The organism is Achromobacter deleyi, assembly GCF_013116765.2.
GTDB classification, from domain to species: Bacteria; Pseudomonadota; Gammaproteobacteria; order Burkholderiales; family Burkholderiaceae_B; genus Achromobacter; species Achromobacter deleyi_A.
The window spans coordinates 5,621,158-5,644,163 of sequence record NZ_CP074375.1 but is presented as its reverse complement, the minus strand read 5'-3'; the positions used below and the strand labels follow the sequence as shown (position 1 = coordinate 5,644,163).

Here is a 23,006-nt window from a genome sequence, read left to right as displayed (position 1 = left end):
TCACCTCAGTTGGCGGTGGCGCCGGAGTCCTTGACCGCCTTCGCCCAGCTGGCGATTTCCGCCTGGATGAACTTGCCGAACTCGGCGGTGTTCACCGCCGATGCCTGGGCGCCCTCTTCCATCAGACGCTGCTTCACCGCCGGAGCGGCCAGAGCGCCGCTCAGGGCCTCGTTCAGCCTGGCGACCACCGCGTCCGGCGTGCCGGCGGGCGCGACGATGCCATGCCAGGACACGGCCTGGAAGCCGGGCAGGCCCGATTCGGCCATCGTCGGCACGTCGGGCATGGCCGACGAACGCTGCGGCGAAGTCACGGCCAGCGCTCGCAGCGTGCCCGCCTTCACGTGCGGCAACACGCCGGGAATGGTGGTGAACATGAAGTCGATCTGGCCGCCGATCAGGTCCGTAATGGCGGGGCTGCCGCCTTTGTAGGGCACGTGCGTGAATTCCAGCCTGGCTTCGCTCTTGAACATCTCGCCAGCCAGGTGGCCCGGCGTGCCGGCGCCCGCCGATCCCATGTTGGTCTTGTCGCCTTGCGCGCGGATGAACGCGATCAGCTCCTGCACGTTGGCGGCCTTCACGTTCGGGCCCACCACCAGCACGTTGGGCACAGTGGCCAGCAGGGTGACGGGCGCGAAGTCCTTCACGGCGTCATAGGAAATCCGCGAATACAGCGACGGGTTGATGCCATGCGTGCTGGCGGTGGCCAGCAGCAGCGTATAGCCGTCCGGCGCGGAAGACGCCACCTGCTTGGCCGCGATGGTGCCGTTGGCGCCGCCCTTGTTGTCGATCACGATGGTCTGGCCCAGCGTCTTGGCCGCTTCGGCGGCGACCGTGCGCGCCAGGATGTCGGACGTACCGCCGGCCGAATGCGGCACGGCCAGCGTGATCGGCTTGGCGGGGAAAGTTTGCGCGTGCGCCGCCGGCAGCGCCGGCGTGAGACAGGCGGCCAGCGCAACGCGCGCCAGCAGTCGGGTACGGAACATTGAAGTCTCCAGGTTTGTTGTCGGTTGCGGCGCCTTCCAGGGCGCCGTCATGCCCGCGATAAGGCCGGCCGGTTCAGTCCGAACCGAGCTGCAGCTTGTTGGGCTGGCGTTTTTCGATGGACCATTTCAGCAGCGCGGCCGAGCGATAGATGCCGTGCGCGAACTTGCCGTAGGGCAAGGTCAGGAACAGCGCCATCACCACGCCCAGGTGGATCGCCAGCAACAAGGCCATCGCGCTGCCGTCGCGGCCCGCCAGCAGGGCCAGGCCCGTGGCGCTGGTCAGGAACAGCAGCATGATGAAGCCGCGGTCCATCGGCTTTTGCGCCGCGTCGCCTTGTTGCGGATGGCGCTTGATGTTGAGCCACAGCAATCCGGCCGGCCCGATGAGCAGGCCGATGCCGCCCGCGGTGCCCAGCAGCACCGGAGCGCTCAGGAGCGGATAAGGGGCCTGCAGGTCCAGCAAGTAGTGATACAGCGTGGCCACGCAGGTCGCCGCAAAGCACAGCATGAAGCCGTAGAACGTGAAGTGATGGAAGCGCCGGCGCCACAGCGTGAAGGCATCGTCCGCGTTGTTGCAGCCCTTGCCGTGGCCGCCGTCCAGATAGCGCAGGCGCAGCGCGTCGTGCGCGGCCTCCGCCACGGCCGCGCCGGACGCCGCGCCCGGACTCACGTTGCGCCAGAAGCGCGTGACGCCCACACCCAGCGCCAGCATCGAAAACCCGAACACCACGCCAAACATCAGCGCCAGCGTGTTGTGCGGGAACACGGCATAGAAATTGCCCGCCATCGGCTCATGGAACAGGCCGCCGGCCATCAGGACCGCCAGGACCAGGAACAGCGCCAGGCCGGCCGCCGTGGCCAGCGACAGGGCCAGCCCGTTGCGCTTGTACAGCGTGCCCAGCGCGGCCGGCCAGGCGTAGTCGGTGTAGGTCTGCACCCTGACCTTGGCCATGGCCTGCGACACATTCACGGCGAACTCGTGCGGCGGCGCGTACTGGCACGCGTGCAGACAGGCGCCGCAGTTGTGGCACAGGTTGGCCAGGTAGTTCAGGTCGGCCTTGCCGAATTCCAGGCGACGGGTCATGGCGGGAAACACCGCGCAGAACCCTTCGCAGTAGCGGCAGGCGTTGCAGATCTGCATGACGCGCGCCACTTCGGTTTCATCGTCCGTCAGCGTTTCGGCCAGCGGCTTGGCGTTCCGGCCGTGGAAATGCACGGGCTGCTCGGTCATGGCGGGCCCGGATTCCGGGAGGCTGTTGGAGAACGACTGCGCCTCGCGGGCCAGGGCTTCAAGCTGCTTCATGTTGTGCTCCCGCAAGTTGCTGGCGGCGCGCGGCGGCGGCGGCCCGGGTCCCGGCGATGCGGCCGAAGGCCGTGCCGATGGACATGCCCACGCCCGCCGTATAACCCTTGCCCAGCACGTTGCCGGCCATCATTTCGCCCGCGACGAACAGGTTGTCGCTGGGCTGGTCGTTGAACCGGACCGCGGCGGTGTCGTCCACCTTCAGGCCCAGATAGGTAAATGTGATGCCGGGCCGCAAGGCATAGCCGTAGAACGGCGCCGTGTCGATGGGCCGCGCCCAGTGCGTCTTGGCGGGGGTCAGCCCTTCGGTGTGGCAGTCGTCCAGCGCGGTGTGGTCGAACTTGCCCACGCGGCAGGACTCGTTGTATTGACGGATAGTCTGTTCGAAGGTGGCCGGGTCCAGGCCCAGCTTTTCGGCCAGTTCGGGCAGGGTATCGGCCTTCACGCCCGGGAACACCGGCGGCATGAAGCGGCCGACCGCCTTGGCGTCGATGATGGAATAGGCGATCTGGCCCGGCTGCATCGCGGTCAGGCGGCCCCAGATGGCGTAGCGCTTGGGCCAGAAGTCCTCTCCCTCGTCATAGAAGCGCACGGCCTCGCGGTTGACCACCACGCCCAGCGATACGCAGTCGATGCGCGTGCAGATGCCGCCGTCATACAGCGGCGCGCGGGCGTCGATGGCCACGCAATGCGATTGGGAAGGGTCGCCGATGCTGTCCGCGCCGGCGTCCAGCATGAACTTCAGCAGCACGCCCATGTTGAACCGCGTGCCGCGGATCAGGAAATTGTCGGCCGGCCATTCGCCGCGCTCGTTCTGGCCCCAGGCCTCGCGCAGCCATTCGCGGTTGGACTCGAAGCCGCCGGCGGCCAGCACACAGGCGCGGGCCTCGATGCGCTCTTGCCCGATGCGCGCCGCCACGAAGCGGCCGTCTTCCAGTTCCAGCGAATCGACCGGAGCGTTGTAGCGGATCTTCACGCCCAGCGCCTCGGCGCTGCGGTAATAGGCATTGACCAGCGCCTTGCCGCCGCCCATGAAGAAGGCATTGGTTCGCGCCACGTGCAGCGCGCCCGACAGCGGCGGCTGGAAGTTCACGCCATGCCGGCGCATCCAGTCGCGACAGGTGGAGGATTCGCGGATGACCAGCCGGGCGAGGTGCTCGTTGGTCAGCCCGCCCGTCACCTTGAGCAGGTCCTGCCAATATTCTTCTTCGGGATACGCGTCGATCAGCACATCTTGCGGCGCATCGTGCATGCAGCGCAGATTGCGCGTGTGCTGCGAGTTCCCGCCCCGCCATTCCTGCGGCGCCGCCTCCAGCAGCAACACGCTGGCGCCGGCCTCGCGCGCCATCAGGGCCGCGCACAGCGCCGCATTGCCCCCACCCACCACCAAGACGTCAACCATGCCATCTTCCCCAATTCAAGGGGCAGACTGTACTGAGCGGCGCGGTGTTGCGATATCAGGCAGGCGTCAACGGGTCTTCACGATTCGTGAAGAGCAACGACTGCCCATTTTCCGTCCCGGGCCAGGGTCCGCGACACGTCCGCCATCACCAGGCGGGCGGCCAGCGCCGCGGGCGACAGTTCCTCGTCCGACAGGCTGGCCAGCAGATTGGGGCGGAACAGATGGGCGTCGTCGATGCGGGCCATGTGCAACTGGCCGGGCGCGATCCGCGCCGTCGCGGAACTGGGCTGGATGGTGGCGGCGATGCCCAGCTGAACCACGTCCATCAACAGGGACAGGCCGTCGACCTCGGCCACCACCCGGGGCGTGTGCCCCAGTTGCAGAAACGCGTTGTTCACCAGCGCCCGCAGGCCGTGGCGGCCGCTGGGCAGCACCAGTGGCAGGTCCGCGATGGCTTCCAGCCGCGTCGTGTCGCCGGCCGGCACGCCCGGCATGTCGCGCCGGGCAAAGAGAAACAGGGGTTCGTCCAGCAGCGGCATGATGCTCCAGCGGCGCGCGGACTCGGCATGAAAGACGATGGCCAGGTCCAGCAGACGGCCGTTGAGCATGTCACTGAGATGGCCCGACAGCGCCTCGACCAGGTGCAGGCGGATATCGGGGTAGCGCTCGTTCATGGCCTGCAGGAAAGGCGCCCCCAGGATCGCCGCCGTGGTGGACGGCAGGCCGACGCTGACGTGTCCAGCCAGCCTGGCCTGCTGGGCCGCCTGGACCGCGTCGTCCGCGTGGCGCAGGGCCAGCTGCGCCTGGCGAAAGAACGCCAGCCCCGCATCCGTGGGCACCACGCCGCTGGCGCTACGCTGCAGGAGCCGGGTCGAGAGCTCGCCCTCCAGCCGGCTGATCTGCTGGCTGAGCGCCGAGGTGACCATGCCGATCGACATGGCCGCCCGGCCGATGCTGCCGGCTTCGACGACGCGCACGAAGTAACGTAACTGGCGCAGTTCCATGGATCAGCCCGGGATCGTCAGCCCTTTGACCACGGCGGGTCGGGCGACAAAGGCTTCCAGCACGCGCGCGACATTCTTGAATCGGGAGAATTCCACCAGCTCGCCCGCGCCATAGAAGCCCACCAGGTTGCGCACCCAGGGCAGGATCGCGATGTCGGCGATGGTGTATAGCTCGCCCATGACCCAGTCGCGCCCTTCCAGGCGCTGGTCCAGCACGGCCAGCAGGCGCTTGGATTCGGCTGCGTAGCGTTCGAGCGGACGCTTGTCCTCGTATTCCTTGCCTGCGAATTTATGGAAGAAGCCCAGCTGGCCGAACATCGGGCCGATGCCGCCCATCTGGAACATCACCCATTGCAGGGTCTCGTAGCGCCCCGCCGTGTCCGCCGGGATGAACTGGCCCGTCTTGCTGGCCAGGTAGATCAGGATGGCGCCGGACTCGAACAGGGCCAGCGGCTTGCCGTCAGGCCCGTTGGGGTCAAGAATGGCCGGAATCTTGTTGTTCGGGCTGAGCGACAGGAACTCGGGCGACAACTGGTCCTGGGAATCGAAGCTGACCCGGTGCGGCTCGTAAGGCAGGCCGGTCTCCTCCAGCATGATCGACACCTTCACGCCGTTGGGCGTGGGCAGCGAATAGAGCTGGATGCGATCGGGATGCCGGGCGGGCCACTTCTTCGTGATGGCAAACGAGTCTAGGGAGGACATGCGGGGGATTCTCCAGGGCAGGCGGGGGTTGGTGACGACAATCCTAGCGCAAATACCGGCTCAGCCCGCAGCGCAGCGCCACCACCGCCAGCGCAATGGGCAGCACCATGTGCATTTGCGCCAGGAACAATTCCCGCGTCGCCTCGCCGGGCGCCCAGGTATTGCCAAACACCTGGGGGGACGGCGGCGCCAGATACAAGGAGACCAGCACCGCGGCCAGCGTCGCCCCGGCCCGCCACGGGACCGATACGCGCACCTTCTGCACGCGCTCCGCCAGCGCCAGCACCAGCAGACCGGCCACGCCCGCCAATGCGGCGTCGATGAAGAAGTCGCTCGTTTCGTACATATAGGGCGCGTCGGGGATCACCCAGCCGTAGGCGCCGGTCGTCAGCACGGAGGTCAGGCAGGCGCCAAAGAGCGCCGCCGCGGCGGAAAGCAACAGGAGGTCAAAGACACGCGCCAGCAGTTTCGGCATGAAGGGAAGCAGGACAGGCCGCGCGGGGCGGCGGGTTGACGTGGCGGGCAGGATGCCACAACTAGGCGCCTGCCGCAGCCTGCCCCATGGCCGCCCGCGGCAGGCTACATTCCTCCGTATCCCTTTTTCCTGACCCCCTATGCGCGCGCCCCGCTTGCTGCTTGCCTTGTTCCTGGCCGCCGCCCTGCACGGGACGGCTTTGGCCGCTCCGCTGGCGGACCAGGCTTACGGACCCGATCCCGCGCAACTGGCCGACGTCTACCTGCCCGCCGTCCCCCCCGAGCGCCCCGCGCCCATTCTTGTCGTGGTCCACGGCGGCTCATGGAAGCACGGCGACAAGGCCGCGCCAGAGGTGGTGGACAACAAAATCGCCCACTGGCTGCCCAAGGGGTTTGCCGTCATCTCGGTCAACACCCGGCTGATGCCGCAGGCGCGCCCCGCAGCGCAGGCGGAAGACCTGGGCCGCGCCCTGGCCTGGATCGGCCGGCAGGCCGCCGGCTGGCATGCCGACCCCGACCGCCTCATCGTCATGGGCCATTCGTCGGGGGGCCATCTGCTGGCGCTGCTGTCCGCGGACGAACCCATGCGCCAGCGCACCGGCGCGCAGCCGTGGCTGGCCAGCGTCATCCTGGACGGCGCCGGGTTCGACCTGCTGAACATCATGCCCAACCCGCACGCCGCGTTCTACGACGAAGCCTTCGGCGCCGACCCGGCGCAATGGGCCGCCGCATCGCCCGCCGCGCAGTTGCAAGGCAAACAACCGCCCACGCTGCTGGTGTGCTCCACGCTGCGGCCCGACCCGTGCCGGCGGGCGCGCGGCTACGCGGACCGGCTCGCCGCCCTGGGCGGCCAGGCCGAGGTCCTGGGGTTCGCGCGCAATCATGCGCAGATCAATGCGGACGTGGGCGCCGACAACGACGAAACCCGGGCCATCGCCGCGTTCATCGACGCAAGGCTGGCGCCCTGACCTGCCCCCTGACCCCATTTATTTGAGAGAATGCCCGCCTGGCCCATCGGGGCCGTCGCCCAGGTATCAAGCAGTCTCCATGACGCGTCCGCAAAACAAGCTACACCCGCTACTGCTGGCCAGTGCGCTCCTGCTCTCTCCGGCTGCGGCACCCGCCAAGGGCGCGGAAACCTCCCCCCCTTCCGATCGCCCCGCGCTTACCGCGCCCGCGCCAGGCATGCCCCAGTACGGCCGCGGCGACAATGGCCAGGTCCTGACGCTGAAGCTGCTTAACAACCACGGCAGTGCCATCGCCCCCAACACACCCTACCGGCTGTTCCTGACCGGCGCGGGCCAGTCCATCGAAGGTACGCCCAGTCAGGACGGCATCCTGCACGGCGTCACCGACGCGCAGGGCCGCACGGCCTGGATCTGGACCCGCGAGGCGCATTCCGCGGAGGATTTCACGCTGATCCGCCGCATCGGCGACGGCCCCTGGGGCCAGTTTTTCCTGCTGAATTCAAGCCGCGACCAGACGCCGCTCCCCGGGTGGCCCTACATCACCACGATGCGCAAGCGCTGGGGCGAACAATGGGTGGACCTCGGCTACACCACCGGCCAGGGCGGCACGGCCTATTTCAGCCACGACGAGCCCGCCGGCACCCTGTCGCTCTCCGTTGAAGCGCGGGTCACCGACGACCGCGCCTGCTTCGACGAACTGGACGCCGTCAACCGCAAGTTCAGCCAGAACGACGAGGCCGGCGCGCGTCAGCTGATCGACGGCATGCAATGCGCGGAATCGCCGCAGCAGCAACTGGACATCGCCCATCTCCTGTTGATGGCCGGCAAGGAGGAATGGGCCCGGGAATTCGTGGCGCGGTCACGCCAGTGGCATTTCCCTCAATCGCTCAGGCCGACCGAGGACAACGTGCTGAGCAGCCGCCTGAAGCTGGAAAAATTGCTGGGCATGCCGGAGCTGGCGCTGGCCGACGCGGCCATCCTGCAGCGGCGGCAGGCCAGGCAGCATCGCGCGGCGCGCGCGCGCGGGCACGACTGGGCCAACGAGATCGCGTATTACCTCGCGGACTTTCCCGATTACCTGCCCCAGGCCGAGGCGCAGGCACGGGAATCCATCCGGCTGAACCGCCCGCTTCCCTACAACCAGGGCACGCTGGGCTGGATCCTGACATTGCGTGGCGAGACCGATGAGGGCCTGCGCCTGATGAAGCGGGCGTATCGCGAGATCCCGCGCGACGAGGAAATGGTGGCCGACTACGGTCTGGCGCTATGGCGGAACGGCCAGCGCGACCTGGCGGCACGGCTTTGGGACCAGGCGAAAGCGCAGTGCGTATGGGGCCAGCGCATGAACTCCGCGCTGCGCGAAGCCGGCTATCAGCACCCCCTGTTCCAGCCGACGGAGTCGGAGGCATTGAAAGCCTATCGCCAACGCTGCGAAACCACCCGGATCGCGCGCAAGGCGCTGCGGCATGGCATTGGTACGGACCTATAATCTTCCTATACGATGCAAGCCAAGCGCCTGCTGAGGGGCAGACGCAGGAGACCTCAATGAAATCCCCGCTGAAGCACCTGCTTTCACTCCTGGCCACCGCTCTTCTCCTGGCCGGCTGCGCCTCCGGCCCTGGCGGTCCGCCCCATCCCGGCGCGGTCAATCCCTTCAGCGCGGGCGGCTTCCACGACCCCGGACCGAACTACCCCGATACGGGACGATAAGCGCCAGCCTTCCCTTCCCATTCTTTACGCTCGCGAAGGGTGCGCGGACCAGATGCGTAACGGGCCGGGCTGACCAGGCTTAACCGGGCTGGGCCAGAAGGCGCTGGATCTCCGCCTCGGTTTCCTGATACCTGCCTTCACCGAAGTGGCTGTAGACAACCTTGCCTTGCTTGTCGATCAGGTATGCCGCCGGCCAGTACTGGTTGCGGTAGGCCTCCCAGGTGGCGTAGCGGTTGTCCTGCGCCACCGGATAGGTGATGCCGAAGCGCTGCAGCGCCTTTTCCACATTGGGCGTGGAGCGCTCGAACGGGAACTCCGGCGTGTGCACGCCCACGACCACCAGTCCCTGGTCCTTGTATTTCTGGTGCCAGCTGGTGACGTAGGGCAGCGTGCGGATGCAGTTGATGCAGGTGTAGGTCCAGAAATCCACCAGCACCACCTTCCCGCGCAGCGACTCCATCGTCAGCGGCTCGCTGTTGAGCCATTTTTCGATGCCGGTGAACTCCGGCGCGGGCATGGCCGCCGGCCCCGCCTGCGCGGAACCGTGCATCACGGAGGCGGCAAGCAGCGCGCCCAGGGCAATCTTCTTGAACGTGGCAAACATGGCAAACTCCTAGTGGTCACAGGAACAGGTTGCTGATCCAGGCGTAGGCCAGGACGTCGTACTGGAAATAGATGGCGGCCGCGGTCAGGACCAGCAGCACGCCAAAGCCCTGCTGCAGGCGGTGCGTGTGGCGGGACAGCCCGCGCACCCGGGCGGCGATGGCCTGCCCGCCGTAGGCAATCGCCAGCATGGGAACACCCGCGCCGATGGCGAACACCAGCAGCAGCGTGCTGGACTGGCCCAGGTTCTGCGCCTTGGCGGCCAGCACCAGGATCGACGCCAGCACCGGCCCCGCGCAGGGCGTCCACACCGCCCCCAGCGACAGACCCAGCAGGAAGCCTCCGGCATTGCCGCTGCCGGAGCCGCCGGCGCCCGCGGCCAGCCGCTGCAGCGGCCCGCCGACACGGGCAATCAGGCGGTCGTAAGGCTGGGGCCAGATCCGCGCCAGGCCGAACAGCGCCAAGAGGCCGATGGACGTGGACCGAACCGCTTCATGCACGGACGCATTCAGGTTGGAAAGCACGCTCAGCGCGATGCCCAGGCCGGCAAACGCCAGCACGAAGCCGGACACCACGAACAAGGGGCGCAGCCGGTCCTGGCGTTCCAGCGAGGTGCCTAGCAGCACCGGCAGCAAGGGCAGCACGCAGGGCGATGCGATGGTCAGCATGCCGGCAAGCAAGGCGATGGGGGTGTTGATCAGGTCCATGGGGGTCGTCCTTTGGAAAGAGGCCCCATTGCACCCGCGGCACGTATCCGGCTTGTGCCGGATTGGCGGAATTTCTCAAGCACGTGTATCCGCCGCCCGTGCGTATACAGTACGACACAATACGCGGGCCTCGCGGCGCTATAAACCCTTCACGCCCATAACCAGAGACCCCCATGAAACGCCTCCTGGCCGTATTTCTGCTGTTGCTGGGCGGCTTCAGCGCCGAAGCCGCCAAGCCCTTCCAATGCCAACTGATCTCCAACACCCGCCCGCGCCGGGATCCCCTGCCCCCGGGCGGGCGCTAGGAACCGCCTTGGATAAAATTCCCGTACCGGAACGGCGCGCCGTGGCCGGCATGCCGTCATCACTCACAAAGGCAAGCGCAGATGGATCACATTGACCACGTCATGATCGTGGACGACGATCGGGAAATACGCGAACTCGCCGGCGGATTCCTCAGGAAGAACGGCTTGACGGTGACGCTTGCGGCGGACGGGCGGCAGATGCGTGCCCAGCTGGAAAGCCTGTCGGTCGATCTGATCGTGCTGGACATCATGATGCCGGGCGACGACGGCCTGGTGCTGTGCCGGGAGCTGCGCAGCGGCAAGCACCGCCGCATCCCCATCCTGATGCTGACGGCGCGCAGCGACGACATGGACCGCGTCCTGGGGCTGGAGATGGGCGCGGACGACTATCTGGTCAAGCCCTTCGTGGCGCGCGAGCTGCTGGCCCGCATCAAGGCGATCCTGCGACGCACGCGGATGCTGCCGCCCGACTTCCAGGTGACCGAACCGGGACGCGAGATCGCCTTCGGCGGCTGGCGGCTGGACACCACCGCCCGCCACCTGCTGGACGCCGAGGGCACCATCGTGTCGCTCAGCGGCGCCGAATACCGGCTGCTGCGCGTGTTCCTGGACCATCCGCAGCGCGTGCTCAACCGGGACCAGCTGCTGAACCTGACGCAAGGCCGCGACGCCGATTTCTTCGGACGGTCGATCGACCTGCTGGTCAGCCGCTTGCGCCAACGGTTGCGCGAGGATGCCCGCGAACCCATGTACATCAAGACCGTCCGCAGCGAAGGCTATGTGTTTTCCGCCGCCGTCGACGTATCGGAAACCGGCCAGTGAGCGCCGCCGCGACGCATCGCCCTGCCTGGCCCCGCACGCTGGTCGCCCGGCTGTTCCTGATCTTCCTGACAGGCCTGATCCTGGCGTATGGCCTGTCGTTCGCCTCGCTTTTCTACGAGCGCTACAGCGCCACCAGAAGCATGATGCTGGGCGACCTGGAGCGCGATGTCGCCATCGCCATGGACATCCTGGACCGCCTGCCCGCCGAAGAACGCCCGGCCTGGCTGCCGCGCCTGTCCAGCAACAACCGCCAGTACCTGCTGGGCAATGGCAAGGCCGACCAGCCGCTGGGCACGGATGCCGCGCGCCACGCCGCGCAGGCCATCGAGGCCGCGCTGGGCGCTGCCCGTCCGGTGACGATCCGCGCCATGGCGGACGATCCGCGGCATATCCAGGCGCAAGTCGTGTTGTCGGACGGCCAGCCGGCGGTGCTGGACATCGAGCTGTCGCGAATGCGGCCAGCGCCGTGGCTGCTGATCGTGCTGGGCGTGCAACTGCTGCTTTTGATCGTCTGCGCCTGGCTGGCCGTGCGCCTGGCGGTCCGCCCGCTGACGCGCCTGGCGCGCGCGGCCGAGGAACTGGACCCGAACGCGAAAAGCCCGCTGCTGAACGAAACCGGCCCTGCCGAGGTGGCGCATGCCGCCATCGCCTTCAACGCGATGCAAGACCGTATCTCCGCCCACGTGGCAGAACGCATGCAGATGCTGGGCGCCATCTCGCACGATCTGCAAACGCCGATCACCCGGATGAAGCTGCGCACGGAATTCATGGAAGCTTGCCCCGACCGCGACAAGCTGGCGCAGGATCTGGATGAAGTGGAACGGCTGGTGCGCGAAGGCATAGACTATGCCCGCAGCGCGCACGGCAAGACGGAAACGCCCGCGCGGATCGACCTGAACGCTTTCCTGGACAGCCTGGTTTGCGACTACCAGGACACGGGCAAGCAGGTCACCCTGGACGGGCATTGCGCCGCGCCGATCCACACCCGGCCGCATGCCCTGCGCCGCATCCTGGGCAACCTGATCGACAACGCGCTGAAGTTTGCCGGCGCGGCCGACGTGCGCGTGGCGGCGCAAGACGACGGACATCTGTCGATCTTCGTGCTGGATCGCGGACCGGGGATACCCGCCGGCGAGCTGGACGCCGTGCTGCAACCCTTCTATCGCCTGGAAAGCTCGCGCAGCCGCGATACCGGCGGCACGGGACTGGGGCTGGCGATCGCGCAACAACTGGCGGCGGCCATCGGCGGCAGGCTGATCCTGAGCAACCGCGAAGGCGGCGGCCTGTCGGCCGAAATCAGGATCGCGCCAGACGAAAATGCCGGCCGCCCCGCGCAGCCGTAGACGCTACGCGTCCCGCAGCGCGCCCGACAGCAGCAGCGGCTTCAGGATCCCCGCCGTGTACACCCGCGCCAGGTTCACCAGGAAATCCGTGAAGTCCGCCTTCGCCGCGTGATCGGCGGTATCCGAGACCACGCGCATCACGGCGTAGGGAATGCCGAATTCGTGGCAGACCTGCGCCATGGCGGCGCCCTCCATTTCCAGGCACAGCGCATCGGGCAGGCGCTCGCGCAGCGCATGGGCAAGATCGTTGTCGTTGACGAAGACGTCGCCGGTCGCGATCAGCCCGTGGTGGACCGCAGGCTGCGCGCGGGCGGCGTCCGCCTGCGGAGACGGCGGCACGCCGATACGCACGAACTCCTCGGCGCTGGCTTGCAGCGCCGCGCTCAGGCCCGGATCGGCATCGAAGCACACGCGTCCCAGCAAGGGGATTTCATGGCGGCCGAACAAGGGGCGCGCATCCATGTCGTGCTGCATCAGCGCCTTGGCCACGACCACGTCGCCCACCCGCACCCGCGGATGCAGGCCGCCGGCCAGCCCCGTGAAGATCACGCGGGACACCTGGAATTCCTGGATGACGATGGATGCGGTCGCGGCGGCGGCCACCTTGCCGATGCGGCTCAGCGCGATCACGCAAGGCGTGCCCCACAAGGTGCCGACGTGGAAGTCGCGCATGGCGATGCGGTGGATGGCCGCGCCCGGATCCATGGCGGCCAGCAGATCCGCGATTTCTTCGTGCAGGGCGCCGAGGATGGCGAGACGTCCCATGATGTCCTTCTTCTTTGAATGATGCGCGCGGCTGCATGCCGCCCAGGGCGCAACATACCCCAATGCCGCCGCGGCCGCCAACGCCGCGCTCCGCCGGCTTTGTATCGCAGCGTATCCACCCCCCGCCGCGATACGCCGCGACGCAATCGACGCGCCCCCCCGACACATCGCGGATACAGCGGCTTGTTGCAATGCGGGCTCCTCACCCACTTGCGCGGCCACGCCGCGCCACCCTCAGGAGCCATCATGGCAAAGCAACTCGAACAGGTCCTCTACACCGCGCACACCCACACCACCAGCGGCCGCGACGGCGCTGGCCGCAGCAGCGACGGCGCGCTGGACGTGACGCTCAGCCCGCCCGGATCGGGCAAGCCCGGCACCAACCCCGAACAGCTGTTCGGCGTAGGCTACTCCGCCTGCTTCATGGGCGCGATGAAGCGCGCCGGCAACACCCACGGCATCGCGGTGCCGGCGGACGTGGCCATCGACGCCAGCGTATCGCTGGGCAAGGTCGACGGCGGCGCGAACTTCGCGCTGGGCGTGACCCTGGCGGTGTCGCTGCCTGGCCTGAACGCCGAACAAAAGCAGTTCCTGGTCGAGACCGCGCACCAGATCTGCCCGTACTCGCGCGCCATCCGCGACAACATCGACGTACGCTTCGAGCTCGCCTGAACCGCAATGTCCGGCCGGATTGGATACCAACCTTTCCCGGCCCGGATTGCGACTTGCGCATCAGTAAGGGTGCACCCGTTTTTTACGAGGGCCTTGTCCACCCGGGGAGCGAGGCGCCGGTTTGCCACCAATTGGCTAGTCAAAAAGATGGTGTACATCCCGTCAGCAGGGAAACCACGCGTCCGGGACACCCCTTGCCGCGTGCTAGCGTACGTCCCGCAGGCGTAGGCCATGCCCGCAGCAGAGGCATCGAAAGACTCAATCTGTGGAGACGATCATGGTGAAGAACCTTGCCGTATTCTTCGACGGAACGTGGAACGAACCCAACGATCGCACTAACGCCTACGAGCTCTACAAGGCGGCGCCCGAGACCAGCACGCAGGAAACGCTCTACATCGAAGGCGTAGGCACGCAGGGCCAGGGCCTGTGGGCCGCCATCGACAAGTTCATGGGCGGCGCCTTTGGCGCGGGGCTCTCCGCCAACATCCGGCAAGGCTATCGCTGGCTGTGCCAACGTCATGAACCCGGCGACCACATCTTCCTCTTCGGCTTCAGCCGCGGCGCCTATTCCGCCCGCAGCCTGGCGGGCATGGTCCGCAAATGCGGGCTGCTGAACAATCCCACGGACGACGGCGTCGCCGAAGCCTATGCGCTGTACCGCGACGACTGCACGCCCTCTTCTCCCGCAGCCGCCGCGTTCCGCGGAAAGTTCTCGCGCGAGACCGACCTGCATTTCGTCGGCGTCTGGGACACGGTGGGCAGCCTGGGCATCCCCGTGAACGGCATCTCGTTTCCCGGCTTCTCCAAGTTCTACAACTTCCACGACACCGAACTCAGCAACCACGTCCACAACGCCTATCACGCCATCGCCACCAACGAATACCGCGAGCCCTACTTCCCGACGCTATGGACCCGCCAGTCCAACTCCGAACCGCGCCCGGCCGATCGCCCCGTCGAGCAGCGCTGGTTCATCGGCGCGCACTCCGACATCGGCGGCGGCTACCAGGACGGAAGCCTGCAGACGCTGCCAGCTTCATGGCTACAGGAAAAAGCCCGCCAGGCAGGGCTGGAGGCGGGCGTCCTGCAGCGGATCTCCACCGACTACGAGCAGTGCGAACCGCATGACTCGTACACGGAATTCACGCAGAAGGTGCCGATTCCCGTGAAGAAGCGGCCCCGGTTGTGGGACCGGGACACGGTGCTGAACCTGACGATCGACGACCGGCTGCTCAAACGGTTCGAGAAGAACCAGGCGTTCTTGCGGGAGTATCCGGATTTCAGGGATGAGCTGGGGAAACTGCCGGTGGCGAGTCCGTAGGAAGTGGTCCGTTCGACTGCATGGCTGACCAATGGGCGGAAATATGATGCCGGATTGAATCTCTCCCCCCAAATATTGAGAGGCGTGCGTTGACGGACTGACTCACCAGCAGGGGTAGGAAAATGTCGTATGGCACGTTAAATTCCGAGGCATCTTAAATCCCCTCTTGCTGCCGTACGACAACATGAGCAATCACCATACAGACATCAGCAAGTTCCTCAGCTATGTACTGCGGCACGAACCGCAAACCATCGGCCTCACCCTGGACAGCGAGGGCTGGGCCGAGATAGATGCATTGATCGCCGGGGCCAAGGCCGCCGGCAAGGAACTCGACCTGGCGTTGATCCGTGAGGTCGCCGCCAGCAGCGACAAGAAGCGGTTTGCAATCTCCGAAAACGAACAACGTATTCGCGCCGTGCAAGGCCATTCCACGGCCACCGTCGCGGTCCAGCACAAGGCCAAGGAACCGCCGGAATTTCTCTACCACGGTACGGCGACGCGCTTTCTGGATTCGATCCTGGCTGAAGGCCTGCGGCCCGGCCAACGTCACCACGTGCACTTGTCGCAAGACATCGCCACCGCCACCACGGTGGGGCAGCGGCATGGCAAACCCGTCGTACTCAAGATAAAAGCCCGGCTGATGCAACAACAGGGCTTTGGTTTTTTCCAGGCAGATAATGGCGTTTGGCTTACTGCAAACGTGCCCGCTTCATTCCTGGTACTGCAGCCGGAACCGTCGTAGGCAATACTCGGCTGCTCATGCGGCTTGACTGGGATTGAGCATTGCTATCCGGATTCAGGGGCCAGCTGAAGGCGCTGCCGGTCGCGAAGTCCTACTCTTCCTGGTCCGCCACATACCGCTGCGCCTTATTCTTCACCGATCATGTAGCTGTTGACGTCGTACTGGTACGTCGTCTGGCCAGGATCCAGCTGCGTGCTGACTCCCGACAGCGTCGCCTCCCGATAGCCCTCGTAGCGCGCGTGCGTGTAGGTATAGGTGTTCGTGTAGGACGTCCCGTCCCACATGTCCATGCGGTACTGGGTGACGTTCCCTGCCTGGTCATAGCCCGTGTAGGCGCTGTTGTAGCGGCTGGCAAGACCGCCCGCCGTCATGTGCATCACGCGCACGTTGGCCAGGCGGCCCGCCGCGTCGTACATGTTGCGCTTCTGTTCGTTTGCCAGGCCAGATCGGTCGAAGAAGGCCTTGCCCAGCGACCCGTCGACACCGCTCATCACGACGCGGTCCGCGCCGTCGTAGTAGCGCGCGTCCAGCAACATCCGGTCGCGGTGCAACGTGGTCAGGCGGTTGAGCGTGTCGTAGGTATAGGCCTCGGTGGTGAAGCCGGCGGCGGTGCCGCCATCGTTGTAGATCCGGTTGTCCCAATACGTGTCGCTCAGGCGGTTGCCGTTCGCGTCATAGCTCAGCTTGTGGCCTTGCGTCGCGTTGATCTCCAGATTGGCGTTCACGCCCTCAACCGTCGTCTGCCGGTTCATGGAGTCGTACCCGTACCAGTAGTCGCGGTTGCGCCACGTGTCGGACGCGTCGGTGTACTGCGTCTGCACCCGCGTGCGGTTGCCGTTGGCGTCGTAGTCGATGTTCTGGCGCAGATAGCTGTCCGAGACCTGCCGCAGCCGTCCCAGCGCGTCGTACCCCATGATGTTGTTCTGGTAGACGCCTCCGCCTTGCGTGGTGCGCTCGCGCACCTTGTTGCCCGCGTGATCGTAGGAGAACTCCGTGATCTTGCCCATGGCGGCGTCATGGATCCGCGTGACCTGACCCGCGGCGTCGTAGCTGTAGTTCAGGTTCTGGCCGCGCGTGTTCGTCTGCGTCAACAGCTGGCGGGCGTAGTCGTAGGTGTAGTAGTACTTGGCGCCGCCGATGTCGGTGTGCGCGACCAGACGACCGAAGTAGTCGTACGCCCAGGTCGACGCGTTGCCATTGCCGTCAGCCTCGAAGGTCTTGTTGCCGCGCGCATCGTAGGCCGTGCGCAGTTCGGTCGGTAATCCCCCCATTTTTAGCGATTGCCAGAAGTAGGAACACTACGCGGCCATGGCCAACCGCTGTTTGGGGGTAAATCCGCCCAGAGCCATATTTGGGCGCTCGTGATTGTAGGACCACATCCACTGCGTGGCCACGCGCTGTACGTGGTCCAGATCGTCCCAGTGATATTGAGACAGCCATTCGTAGCGCACGGTCCTGTTGAACCGTTCGACGTAGGCATTCTGCTGCGGCTTGCCCGGCTGGATGTATTCGAGCTTTATGCTCCATGCCCCGGCCCACTCGACAATTGCCGCGCTCAGGTATTCGGGGCCGTTGTCGCACCGAATGGCTAAGGGCTTGCCCCGCCAGCCGATGATCTGCTTGAGCGTACGGATCACGCGCTCGGATGGCAGCGAGAAGTCAACCTCAATGCCCAGCGCCTCGCGGTTGAAGTCGTCAATCACGTTGAACACGCGGATGCTGCGCCCATCGGCAAGCTGGTCATGCATGAAGTCCATCGACCATACCTGATTCACGTTGGTGGGCACGGTCAGTGGCTCAGGCGTCTGCCGTATCAGCCGTTTGCGCGGCTTGATACGCAGGTTCAGCTCGAGCTCTCGATAGATCCGGTACACGCGCTTATGGTTCCAGCCGAAGCCTCGAACATTGCGCAGATACAGGAAACACAGACCAAAGCCCCAGTTGCGGTGGTTGTCGGTCAGACGTAGCAGCCAGTTGGCGATCTCCTCGTTCTCAGCGTCCGCCTTGGCGACATACCGATAGCAAGTCTGACTGATGCTGAACGCCTCGCAGGCCATCCGGATCGATACGCCGCGATCCTGCACTGCACGTTGGGCCATCTCGCGGCGGCGAGATGGCCTCACCACTTTTTTTCTAGCGCCTCCGTCACGATCTCGGCCTTGAGCTTCTCCTCGACGTACATCTTGCGTAGCCGGGCGTTCTCGGCCTCCAGCTCCTTCATGCGCGCCATCAGCGATACGTCCATGCCGCCGTACTTGGAACGCCACTTGTAGAACGTAGCCGAGCTGATGCCCAGCTCTCGGCACAGATCAGGAACAGCAAGGCCAGCCTCCACGCGCTTGATGGCTTCAATGATCTGGCTATCCGTAAATCTCGACTTCTTCATGCGGTAGAACTCCTCAACGAGAAAATTCTACTTCTGACCTCATCGCTTTTGCGGGGGGATTACCTCCCACAGCCCGTCAACATTTACCTCAGCGATCTTCTGCTTGACGAGGTGAGCGATTACCAGTTCCCGTTTCCAGTCCAATATATCCCTTTCGTAAATAAATCGCTGGCTTGTAGCCAAGCGGATAATTCTGCGCTTGACGACCAAGACTGGAACTAATCGAGTTATTCATATCCAGCCAGAAGGGAGACACAGGTCTTCCGGCCCAAGTCGTATCTGGACCATGACCAACGACACCGGTGTACGGCCGGCCAGCAGCTCTCGCAGCCGCTCGCTCCGCATCTGCGGCAGAGCTAGCCGCGTTCCGCAATGCGCCTATCGTGAATACGCGACCAGAAGGGGAAACACGCTCATCGGAAATCGACTGGTTGCAAACGCCGGCGTATTGACAGATCTGCTGCACTTTAGCAGGGCTGGCAGCTGCCCCCCCAAAAAAAACCCTATAAACCCAAGATTCTACGAACACTCGCATCTATCTCGATGCTTTCAGTTCCTCGAACCGGTCGGTCTGCCGTCAAAAAAAACACACCACCGTCAAACTCCTTCACAACATCAAAGTGGCCAGCCAGTCGTGCTGCCACATCGGTGGCTCCCATCCCAAAGGCACGAGTGCATAGGAGGTTGTCGAAATAATTCGCTGATTGAAAGCGGAACACTCCGTCCCTGCCATTTATATCCAAATTGGAGGTCCTACTGGCCTCGACCACACTTTCGTAGTCATCCAACTCCTGATCAGGGTCAGTGACTATCGCTGCTCGATAAGGACCAAACGCATGCACAATTTTTGGAAACACTACCGAAGAAAATCGAACAAAATCGATCTTTTCAAGGTTTATCTCTAACCCGAGCGAATCATCGGACGTTGCTCTATCCTTCACCATACTTTGGATACGGGATGCATAAATTACACCGCCACACACGCCTTGGACCAGACATGGCGAGAGGTTAGTGCTGGCACTCTCACCTGTTCCTCGATCAAAAATTGCGAGCCGATCATCGCATTGATCAACAAAAATCTCTCTAATTTTTGAGAGCTTATCTACAAGAGCATGGTTTAGTTGAGCAACATCTTCTCCAACCAAGGCTCGTCTTCTAAATATTGCTTCAACTTTCATATCCACTCCTATTTTCTAACTCTGGTAGAAATATTATCTATTCCAAGACGCTTGAGCACCTGCTGCGCTTCTCTTCTGGCCTCAGCAGTAGGCAATTCGATCACACCAATGTAATCCGGATTCTGCGATAAAGCCTCACTCTTCCTGACCAAACCATCCACCACACTACTCGATATATACGGACCATCCTTTGTATCGAACGGAACAATTCGAGTCTTTGCATCGATGAGCTCGATTTTTCCATTACTCAAAACATCGTATCCATCGAATTTAACGTAAGGATAGCCGTTCGAATTTTTGTTATCGAACATCAACGCTGGGACTTGACGCTGTCGCGTCGAAAGGTCACTAAACGCGCCTGCAGTGGCCGATTCAAAATCGCGAGCAATCCTACCTAAGGCGTTTTTGGGTTCACCAAGATACTCGCCTACAAAGGTCAAGCCTCGATTGCCGAGTTTTGCTCCAAAGCCCTCGCCCAGCAACCGAGTTCCCCGACCGCCTACTACTCCTCCCAACAAGGCCGCCGCGCCACTCCCTGCCGCCTCGATATCTCCTAGGACAAGGTCTGAAAAGGTCTGCCCCAGCGCATCAAACGGTGCGGAATAGAATTCGGCGAGCGTCCCCCCTCCCTTGGCAAACTTGCCCGTATCGCTCCATGGATTGAATTCCCCAGCACGTCCAGTCACTACTGCCTTGCCAGTCAAGTACCCCAATTGTGCCGTGTCAGCGGCCATCAGGGGCGCTTCCAACAAGGCATCCTTTGCTCCAATGAAAACGTCACGTGTCAACGCACCCAGCTTTTCGGAAAGGCTTGTGGGCGTGGTATCCATCACAGACCTGTTCGCGCGCCCCTCCTTCAGACCATAGAAGTAAGTTCCCTTTTCACTCCAAAGGTCCCCCAAGCTGGGCCCCTTGCGCAATATCGCCCACGCATCCCCGACGGCGCTGGAGTTAGGTCCACTGTTGTCTGCGAGATAGATCCCTTCTGGCTGTGGCCGCTCCTCGGACATCATCTGAACGAGCGATGCGTAGAAATCGGCCTCGGTTTCGTTATTCGTGTAGGTCACCGCTGGCCCGCGACTGGAGAGGCTCTCCCGAAGTTTCGCCAGAGGCAAGCCGCCATCATCCATCGACAATGGATCGGGCGAAAAATCGACGAGCTGCTGCTCGGTTACCTTCAATCCCATGCCCAAGTTCCGATTCGACGGCGAGGAGGCAGGTGTCTCAGACCGCATCTCGTCAACAATAGAGTTCCCAAGCGCATTCCCGAATGCGTCGACAGCAATCTGCACGTAGTTCGCCTTGCCCCCAGACAGCACCGACGCGGCGATGCCGCCCGCCGCTCCCGCCACAAATCCGCGAGTCAACCGTTCACCAAACTCCGTTGCGTTAGGGAACACCTGCGCACCCACCGCCGATCCCACACCGGCTCCGATGCCGGACGCTGCCACATTGGTCCAACTGAACTTCGACTGCAAGCCCGTCGCCACGGCGATGCCCTGGCTCACGGTGGAACTGACGGCGGCTCGCGCAACCATCGCACCTGTGCTCACCGCATTCGTTGTTGCCACATTTGCGCTCAGGAAGTTTCCACCTTGGAACGCGACGCCCACTCCAGCCGACACTCCGGCACCCAATGCGCTTGTCGCGACACTGCCCCAGCTGAACTTGTCTTGCACGCCCATTGCGATGCCGACGCCCTGACTGACAATGCTGCCGACCGCACCAGCCGCCAAGCCGATTCCAACAGCAGCGATACCGGACAGCGCGGAAGCCCCCGTCAGCACCGAAACCCCAGCCGACATCATCCCCACCAGGCCGGCGGCGGGCGCTGCCAGCGCCCCCGCCGTAAACACCGTCGCCACCACCGCCACCACCGCGACAAAGATCTTCCCGATCCCTCCGCAGCCACCTCCGCCGCCGCTATCCGCTTCCGGCACCGGCATCGTCGGCGTGGTGTCGCCTATCAGCTTGCCCGGGTCGTACGGCTTGAACGTCTTGTAGTCGTTGTGGTTGCCCGTCACCCGGTTCGGAATCGTGACGGTGGCGCCCACGCGCAGGTCGCGGTCGCTCGCCAGGCCGTTGGCCTCGGCGACCAGATACCACAGCCGGCTGTCGCCGTACGCCTGCTGCGCAATGGTCTGCAGCGTGTCGCCCGCCTGGATCCGGTACGAGCCCGGACTGGCCGAGGGATTGCCCCCATCAATCGGACGGAACGACGGCGAGAAGTCGTCCACCCCGGCGCTCGGACCCGTGGTGCCCAGCAGCTCGCCGTTGACGATCAGCGACCGCATCGTCGTGCCGTTCTGCAGCCGCATCAGGATCTTGCCGTTCGCGTCGTTGACCAGCGTCTGGTTCTTGCTGCTGTCCTTGCTGTCCACCACACCGATCATGTTGCCGTTGACGTCGTACTGGTACGTCGTCTGGCCAGGATCCAGCTGCGTGCTGACTCCCGACAGCGTCGCCTCCCGATAGCCCTCGTAGCGCGCGTGCGTGTAGGTATAGGTGTTGGTGTAGGACGTCCCGTCCCACATGTCCATGCGGTACTGGGTGACGTTCCCTGCCTGGTCATAGCCCGTGTAGGCGCTGTTGTAGCGGCTGGCAAGACCGCCCGCCGTCATGTGCATCACGCGCACGTTGGCCAGGCGGCCCGCCGCGTCGTACATGTTGCGCTTCTGTTCGTTTGCCAGGCCTGATCGGTCGAAGAAGGCCTTGCCCAGCGACCCGTCGATACCGCTCATCACGACGCGGTCCGCGCCGTCGTAGTAGCGCGCGTCCAGCAACATCCGGTCGCGGTGCAACGTGGTCAGGCGGTTGAGCGTGTCGTAGGTATAGGCCTCGGTGGTGAAGCCGGCGGCGGTGCCGCCATCGTTGTAGATCCGGTTGTCCCAATACGTGTCGCTCAGGCGGTTGCCGTTCGCGTCATAGCTCAGCTTGTGGCCTTGCGTCGCGTTGATCTCCAGATTGGCGTTCACGCCCTCAACCGTCGTCTGCCGGTTCATGGAGTCGTACCCGTACCAGTAGTCGCGGTCCCGCCAGATGTTGGATGCATCCCCGTACTGCGTCTGCACCCGCGTGCGGTTGCCGTTGGCGTCGTAGTCGATGTTCTGGCGCAGATAGCTGTCCGAGACCTGCCGCAGCCGTCCCAGCGCGTCGTACCCCATGATGTTGTTCTGGTAGACGCCTCCGCCTTGCGTGGTGCGCTCGCGCACCTTGTTGCCCGCGTGATCGTAGGAGAACTCCGTGATCTTGCCCATGGCGGCGTCATGGATCCGCGTGACCTGACCCGCGGCGTCGTAGCTGTAGTTCAGGTTCTGGCCGCGCGTGTTCGTCTGCGTCAACAGCTGGCGGGCGTAGTCGTAGGTGTAGTAGTACTTGGCGCCGCCGATGTCGGTGTGCGCGACCAGACGACCGAAGTAGTCGTACGCCCAGGTCGACGCGTTGCCATTGCCGTCAGCCTCGAAGGTCTTGTTGCCGCGCGCATCGTAGGCCGTGCGCAGTTCGGTCCACAGCCCGGGCTTGCGCACGCCCGTGACGTTGCCGCGCAGGTCGTAGCGGAAGTAGGTCGTCTCGGAGTTGAATCAACTGAGCGGGCATTGGCCGGGTGCGTGCGATGCGC

At 64.5% G+C, this 23,006-nt stretch carries 22 protein-coding genes; 9 read left to right on the top strand and 13 right to left on the bottom strand.

Going from position 1 to position 23,006, the window contains the following annotated elements:
* Nucleotides 1-5: 5 nt before the first annotated feature.
* The 6 genes from HLG70_RS25590 to HLG70_RS25565 all read right to left on the bottom strand — a co-directional run bounded on the left by HLG70_RS25590 (nucleotide 6) and on the right by HLG70_RS25565 (nucleotide 5,869).
* Entirely contained in the window at nucleotides 6-983 is a 978-nt protein-coding gene (locus HLG70_RS25590; protein WP_171667631.1) for a Bug family tripartite tricarboxylate transporter substrate binding protein, read from the bottom strand.
* A gap of 73 nt (nucleotides 984-1,056) precedes the next feature.
* Nucleotides 1,057-2,286, bottom strand: coding sequence for a tricarballylate utilization 4Fe-4S protein TcuB (gene tcuB, locus HLG70_RS25585; protein ID WP_284143620.1), 1,230 nt, complete (start codon nucleotides 2,284-2,286; stop codon nucleotides 1,057-1,059).
* A complete protein-coding gene (gene tcuA, locus HLG70_RS25580; RefSeq protein ID WP_171667630.1) occupies nucleotides 2,273-3,688 on the bottom strand; it encodes an FAD-dependent tricarballylate dehydrogenase TcuA in 1,416 nt (471 codons plus the stop codon). The genes tcuB and tcuA overlap by 14 nt, the downstream gene beginning before the upstream one ends.
* A 77-nt stretch (nucleotides 3,689-3,765) precedes the next feature.
* Nucleotides 3,766-4,692 carry a LysR family transcriptional regulator gene (locus tag HLG70_RS25575; protein ID WP_171667629.1) on the bottom strand — a complete coding sequence of 309 codons (927 nt, stop codon included), beginning with the start codon at nucleotides 4,690-4,692 and terminating at the stop codon, nucleotides 3,766-3,768.
* A gap of 3 nt (nucleotides 4,693-4,695) precedes the next feature.
* Nucleotides 4,696-5,394: a glutathione S-transferase N-terminal domain-containing protein gene (locus HLG70_RS25570; protein WP_171667628.1), complete on the bottom strand. Its 699-nt coding sequence runs from the start codon at nucleotides 5,392-5,394 to the stop codon at nucleotides 4,696-4,698.
* A 43-nt stretch (nucleotides 5,395-5,437) separates the two neighbouring features.
* Nucleotides 5,438-5,869, bottom strand: a complete 432-nt coding sequence (locus tag HLG70_RS25565; protein WP_171667627.1) for a hypothetical protein — start codon at nucleotides 5,867-5,869, stop codon at nucleotides 5,438-5,440.
* A 139-nt stretch (nucleotides 5,870-6,008) separates the two neighbouring features.
* Between HLG70_RS25565 and HLG70_RS25560 the strand changes: the two genes are divergently transcribed.
* The 3 genes from HLG70_RS25560 to HLG70_RS25550 all read left to right on the top strand — a co-directional run bounded on the left by HLG70_RS25560 (nucleotide 6,009) and on the right by HLG70_RS25550 (nucleotide 8,546).
* Nucleotides 6,009-6,836, top strand: a complete 828-nt coding sequence (locus HLG70_RS25560; RefSeq protein WP_171667626.1) for an alpha/beta hydrolase — start codon at nucleotides 6,009-6,011, stop codon at nucleotides 6,834-6,836.
* A gap of 79 nt (nucleotides 6,837-6,915) precedes the next feature.
* Entirely contained in the window at nucleotides 6,916-8,325 is a 1,410-nt protein-coding gene (locus HLG70_RS25555; protein ID WP_171667625.1) for a tetratricopeptide repeat protein, read from the top strand.
* Nucleotides 8,326-8,381: 56 nt separating this feature from the next.
* Nucleotides 8,382-8,546: a hypothetical protein gene (locus HLG70_RS25550; RefSeq protein ID WP_171667615.1), complete on the top strand. Its 165-nt coding sequence runs from the start codon at nucleotides 8,382-8,384 to the stop codon at nucleotides 8,544-8,546.
* 79 nt (nucleotides 8,547-8,625) lie between these two features.
* Here the strand turns inward: HLG70_RS25550 and HLG70_RS25545 are convergent, their stop codons facing one another.
* Together HLG70_RS25545 and HLG70_RS25540 are read right to left on the bottom strand one after the other, a co-directional pair.
* Complete coding sequence (locus tag HLG70_RS25545; protein ID WP_171667624.1) at nucleotides 8,626-9,150, bottom strand: thioredoxin family protein; 525 nt, start codon at nucleotides 9,148-9,150, stop codon at nucleotides 8,626-8,628.
* A 16-nt stretch (nucleotides 9,151-9,166) separates the two neighbouring features.
* Nucleotides 9,167-9,856 carry a cytochrome c biogenesis CcdA family protein gene (locus HLG70_RS25540; RefSeq protein WP_171667623.1) on the bottom strand — a complete coding sequence of 230 codons (690 nt, stop codon included), beginning with the start codon at nucleotides 9,854-9,856 and terminating at the stop codon, nucleotides 9,167-9,169.
* Between the two features lie 173 nt (nucleotides 9,857-10,029).
* Between HLG70_RS25540 and HLG70_RS29665 the strand changes: the two genes are divergently transcribed.
* The 3 genes from HLG70_RS29665 to HLG70_RS25530 all read left to right on the top strand — a co-directional run bounded on the left by HLG70_RS29665 (nucleotide 10,030) and on the right by HLG70_RS25530 (nucleotide 12,326).
* Entirely contained in the window at nucleotides 10,030-10,161 is a 132-nt protein-coding gene (locus HLG70_RS29665) for a hypothetical protein (RefSeq protein ID WP_267970721.1), read from the top strand.
* A gap of 81 nt (nucleotides 10,162-10,242) precedes the next feature.
* Complete coding sequence (locus HLG70_RS25535) at nucleotides 10,243-10,983, top strand: response regulator (RefSeq protein ID WP_171667622.1); 741 nt, start codon at nucleotides 10,243-10,245, stop codon at nucleotides 10,981-10,983.
* Nucleotides 10,980-12,326, top strand: a complete 1,347-nt coding sequence (locus HLG70_RS25530) for an ATP-binding protein (RefSeq protein ID WP_171667621.1) — start codon at nucleotides 10,980-10,982, stop codon at nucleotides 12,324-12,326. The genes HLG70_RS25535 and HLG70_RS25530 overlap by 4 nt, the downstream gene beginning before the upstream one ends.
* 3 nt (nucleotides 12,327-12,329) lie before the next feature.
* Here the strand turns inward: HLG70_RS25530 and HLG70_RS25525 are convergent, their stop codons facing one another.
* Nucleotides 12,330-13,091 (bottom strand): 5'-methylthioadenosine/adenosylhomocysteine nucleosidase, encoded by a 762-nt coding sequence (locus HLG70_RS25525; protein WP_171667620.1) that lies wholly within the window; start codon nucleotides 13,089-13,091, stop codon nucleotides 12,330-12,332.
* 246 nt (nucleotides 13,092-13,337) lie between these two features.
* Here HLG70_RS25525 and HLG70_RS25520 point away from each other — a divergent pair, with 246 nt between their 5' ends.
* The 3 genes from HLG70_RS25520 (at nucleotide 13,338) to HLG70_RS25510 (ending at nucleotide 15,823) form a co-directional block, all read left to right on the top strand.
* Complete coding sequence (locus tag HLG70_RS25520; protein ID WP_171667619.1) at nucleotides 13,338-13,763, top strand: organic hydroperoxide resistance protein; 426 nt, start codon at nucleotides 13,338-13,340, stop codon at nucleotides 13,761-13,763.
* A 277-nt stretch (nucleotides 13,764-14,040) separates the two neighbouring features.
* Nucleotides 14,041-15,081: a DUF2235 domain-containing protein gene (locus HLG70_RS25515; protein WP_171667618.1), complete on the top strand. Its 1,041-nt coding sequence runs from the start codon at nucleotides 14,041-14,043 to the stop codon at nucleotides 15,079-15,081.
* A gap of 184 nt (nucleotides 15,082-15,265) precedes the next feature.
* Nucleotides 15,266-15,823, top strand: a complete 558-nt coding sequence (locus HLG70_RS25510; protein ID WP_171667617.1) for an RNA 2'-phosphotransferase — start codon at nucleotides 15,266-15,268, stop codon at nucleotides 15,821-15,823.
* A 125-nt stretch (nucleotides 15,824-15,948) separates the two neighbouring features.
* On the opposite strand, the gene HLG70_RS25505 is transcribed toward HLG70_RS25510, so the two are convergent.
* From HLG70_RS25505 to HLG70_RS25490, 4 genes are all read right to left on the bottom strand, one after another.
* Nucleotides 15,949-17,094: a hypothetical protein gene (locus HLG70_RS25505; protein ID WP_213697140.1), complete on the bottom strand. Its 1,146-nt coding sequence runs from the start codon at nucleotides 17,092-17,094 to the stop codon at nucleotides 15,949-15,951.
* A gap of 27 nt (nucleotides 17,095-17,121) precedes the next feature.
* Nucleotides 17,122-18,209 (bottom strand): IS3 family transposase gene (locus HLG70_RS25500; protein ID WP_171668014.1). Its coding sequence is split into 2 segments (ribosomal slippage): nucleotides 17,122-17,957 and nucleotides 17,957-18,209, totalling 1,089 coding nucleotides; the frame shifts between segments, so codons are not numbered across the junction.
* Between the two features lie 503 nt (nucleotides 18,210-18,712).
* Complete coding sequence (locus HLG70_RS25495; protein ID WP_171668013.1) at nucleotides 18,713-19,387, bottom strand: hypothetical protein; 675 nt, start codon at nucleotides 19,385-19,387, stop codon at nucleotides 18,713-18,715.
* An 8-nt stretch (nucleotides 19,388-19,395) separates the two neighbouring features.
* Nucleotides 19,396-22,914 carry a LysM peptidoglycan-binding domain-containing protein gene (locus HLG70_RS25490; protein WP_213697139.1) on the bottom strand — a complete coding sequence of 1,173 codons (3,519 nt, stop codon included), beginning with the start codon at nucleotides 22,912-22,914 and terminating at the stop codon, nucleotides 19,396-19,398.
* Nucleotides 22,915-23,006 lie beyond the last annotated feature (92 nt).

Coding starts and splice junctions, on each gene's coding strand:
- HLG70_RS25575 (WP_171667629.1), bottom strand. CDS start 4,692: ATGGAACTGCGCCAGTTACGTTACTTCGTGCGCGTCGTCGAAGCCGGC.
- HLG70_RS25505 (WP_213697140.1), bottom strand. CDS start 17,094: ATGGGGGGATTACCGACCGAACTGCGCACGGCCTACGATGCGCGCGGC.
- tcuB (WP_284143620.1), bottom strand. CDS start 2,286: ATGAAGCAGCTTGAAGCCCTGGCCCGCGAGGCGCAGTCGTTCTCCAAC.
- HLG70_RS25545 (WP_171667624.1), bottom strand. CDS start 9,150: ATGTTTGCCACGTTCAAGAAGATTGCCCTGGGCGCGCTGCTTGCCGCC.
- HLG70_RS25540 (WP_171667623.1), bottom strand. CDS start 9,856: ATGGACCTGATCAACACCCCCATCGCCTTGCTTGCCGGCATGCTGACC.
- HLG70_RS25535 (WP_171667622.1), top strand. CDS start 10,243: ATGGATCACATTGACCACGTCATGATCGTGGACGACGATCGGGAAATA.
- HLG70_RS25570 (WP_171667628.1), bottom strand. CDS start 5,394: ATGTCCTCCCTAGACTCGTTTGCCATCACGAAGAAGTGGCCCGCCCGG.
- HLG70_RS25550 (WP_171667615.1), top strand. CDS start 8,382: ATGAAATCCCCGCTGAAGCACCTGCTTTCACTCCTGGCCACCGCTCTT.
- HLG70_RS25565 (WP_171667627.1), bottom strand. CDS start 5,869: ATGCCGAAACTGCTGGCGCGTGTCTTTGACCTCCTGTTGCTTTCCGCC.
- HLG70_RS25515 (WP_171667618.1), top strand. CDS start 14,041: ATGGTGAAGAACCTTGCCGTATTCTTCGACGGAACGTGGAACGAACCC.
- HLG70_RS25495 (WP_171668013.1), bottom strand. CDS start 19,387: ATGAAAGTTGAAGCAATATTTAGAAGACGAGCCTTGGTTGGAGAAGAT.
- HLG70_RS25525 (WP_171667620.1), bottom strand. CDS start 13,091: ATGGGACGTCTCGCCATCCTCGGCGCCCTGCACGAAGAAATCGCGGAT.
- tcuA (WP_171667630.1), bottom strand. CDS start 3,688: ATGGTTGACGTCTTGGTGGTGGGTGGGGGCAATGCGGCGCTGTGCGCG.
- HLG70_RS25520 (WP_171667619.1), top strand. CDS start 13,338: ATGGCAAAGCAACTCGAACAGGTCCTCTACACCGCGCACACCCACACC.
- HLG70_RS25590 (WP_171667631.1), bottom strand. CDS start 983: ATGTTCCGTACCCGACTGCTGGCGCGCGTTGCGCTGGCCGCCTGTCTC.
- HLG70_RS25560 (WP_171667626.1), top strand. CDS start 6,009: ATGCGCGCGCCCCGCTTGCTGCTTGCCTTGTTCCTGGCCGCCGCCCTG.
- HLG70_RS29665 (WP_267970721.1), top strand. CDS start 10,030: ATGAAACGCCTCCTGGCCGTATTTCTGCTGTTGCTGGGCGGCTTCAGC.
- HLG70_RS25555 (WP_171667625.1), top strand. CDS start 6,916: ATGACGCGTCCGCAAAACAAGCTACACCCGCTACTGCTGGCCAGTGCG.
- HLG70_RS25510 (WP_171667617.1), top strand. CDS start 15,266: ATGAGCAATCACCATACAGACATCAGCAAGTTCCTCAGCTATGTACTG.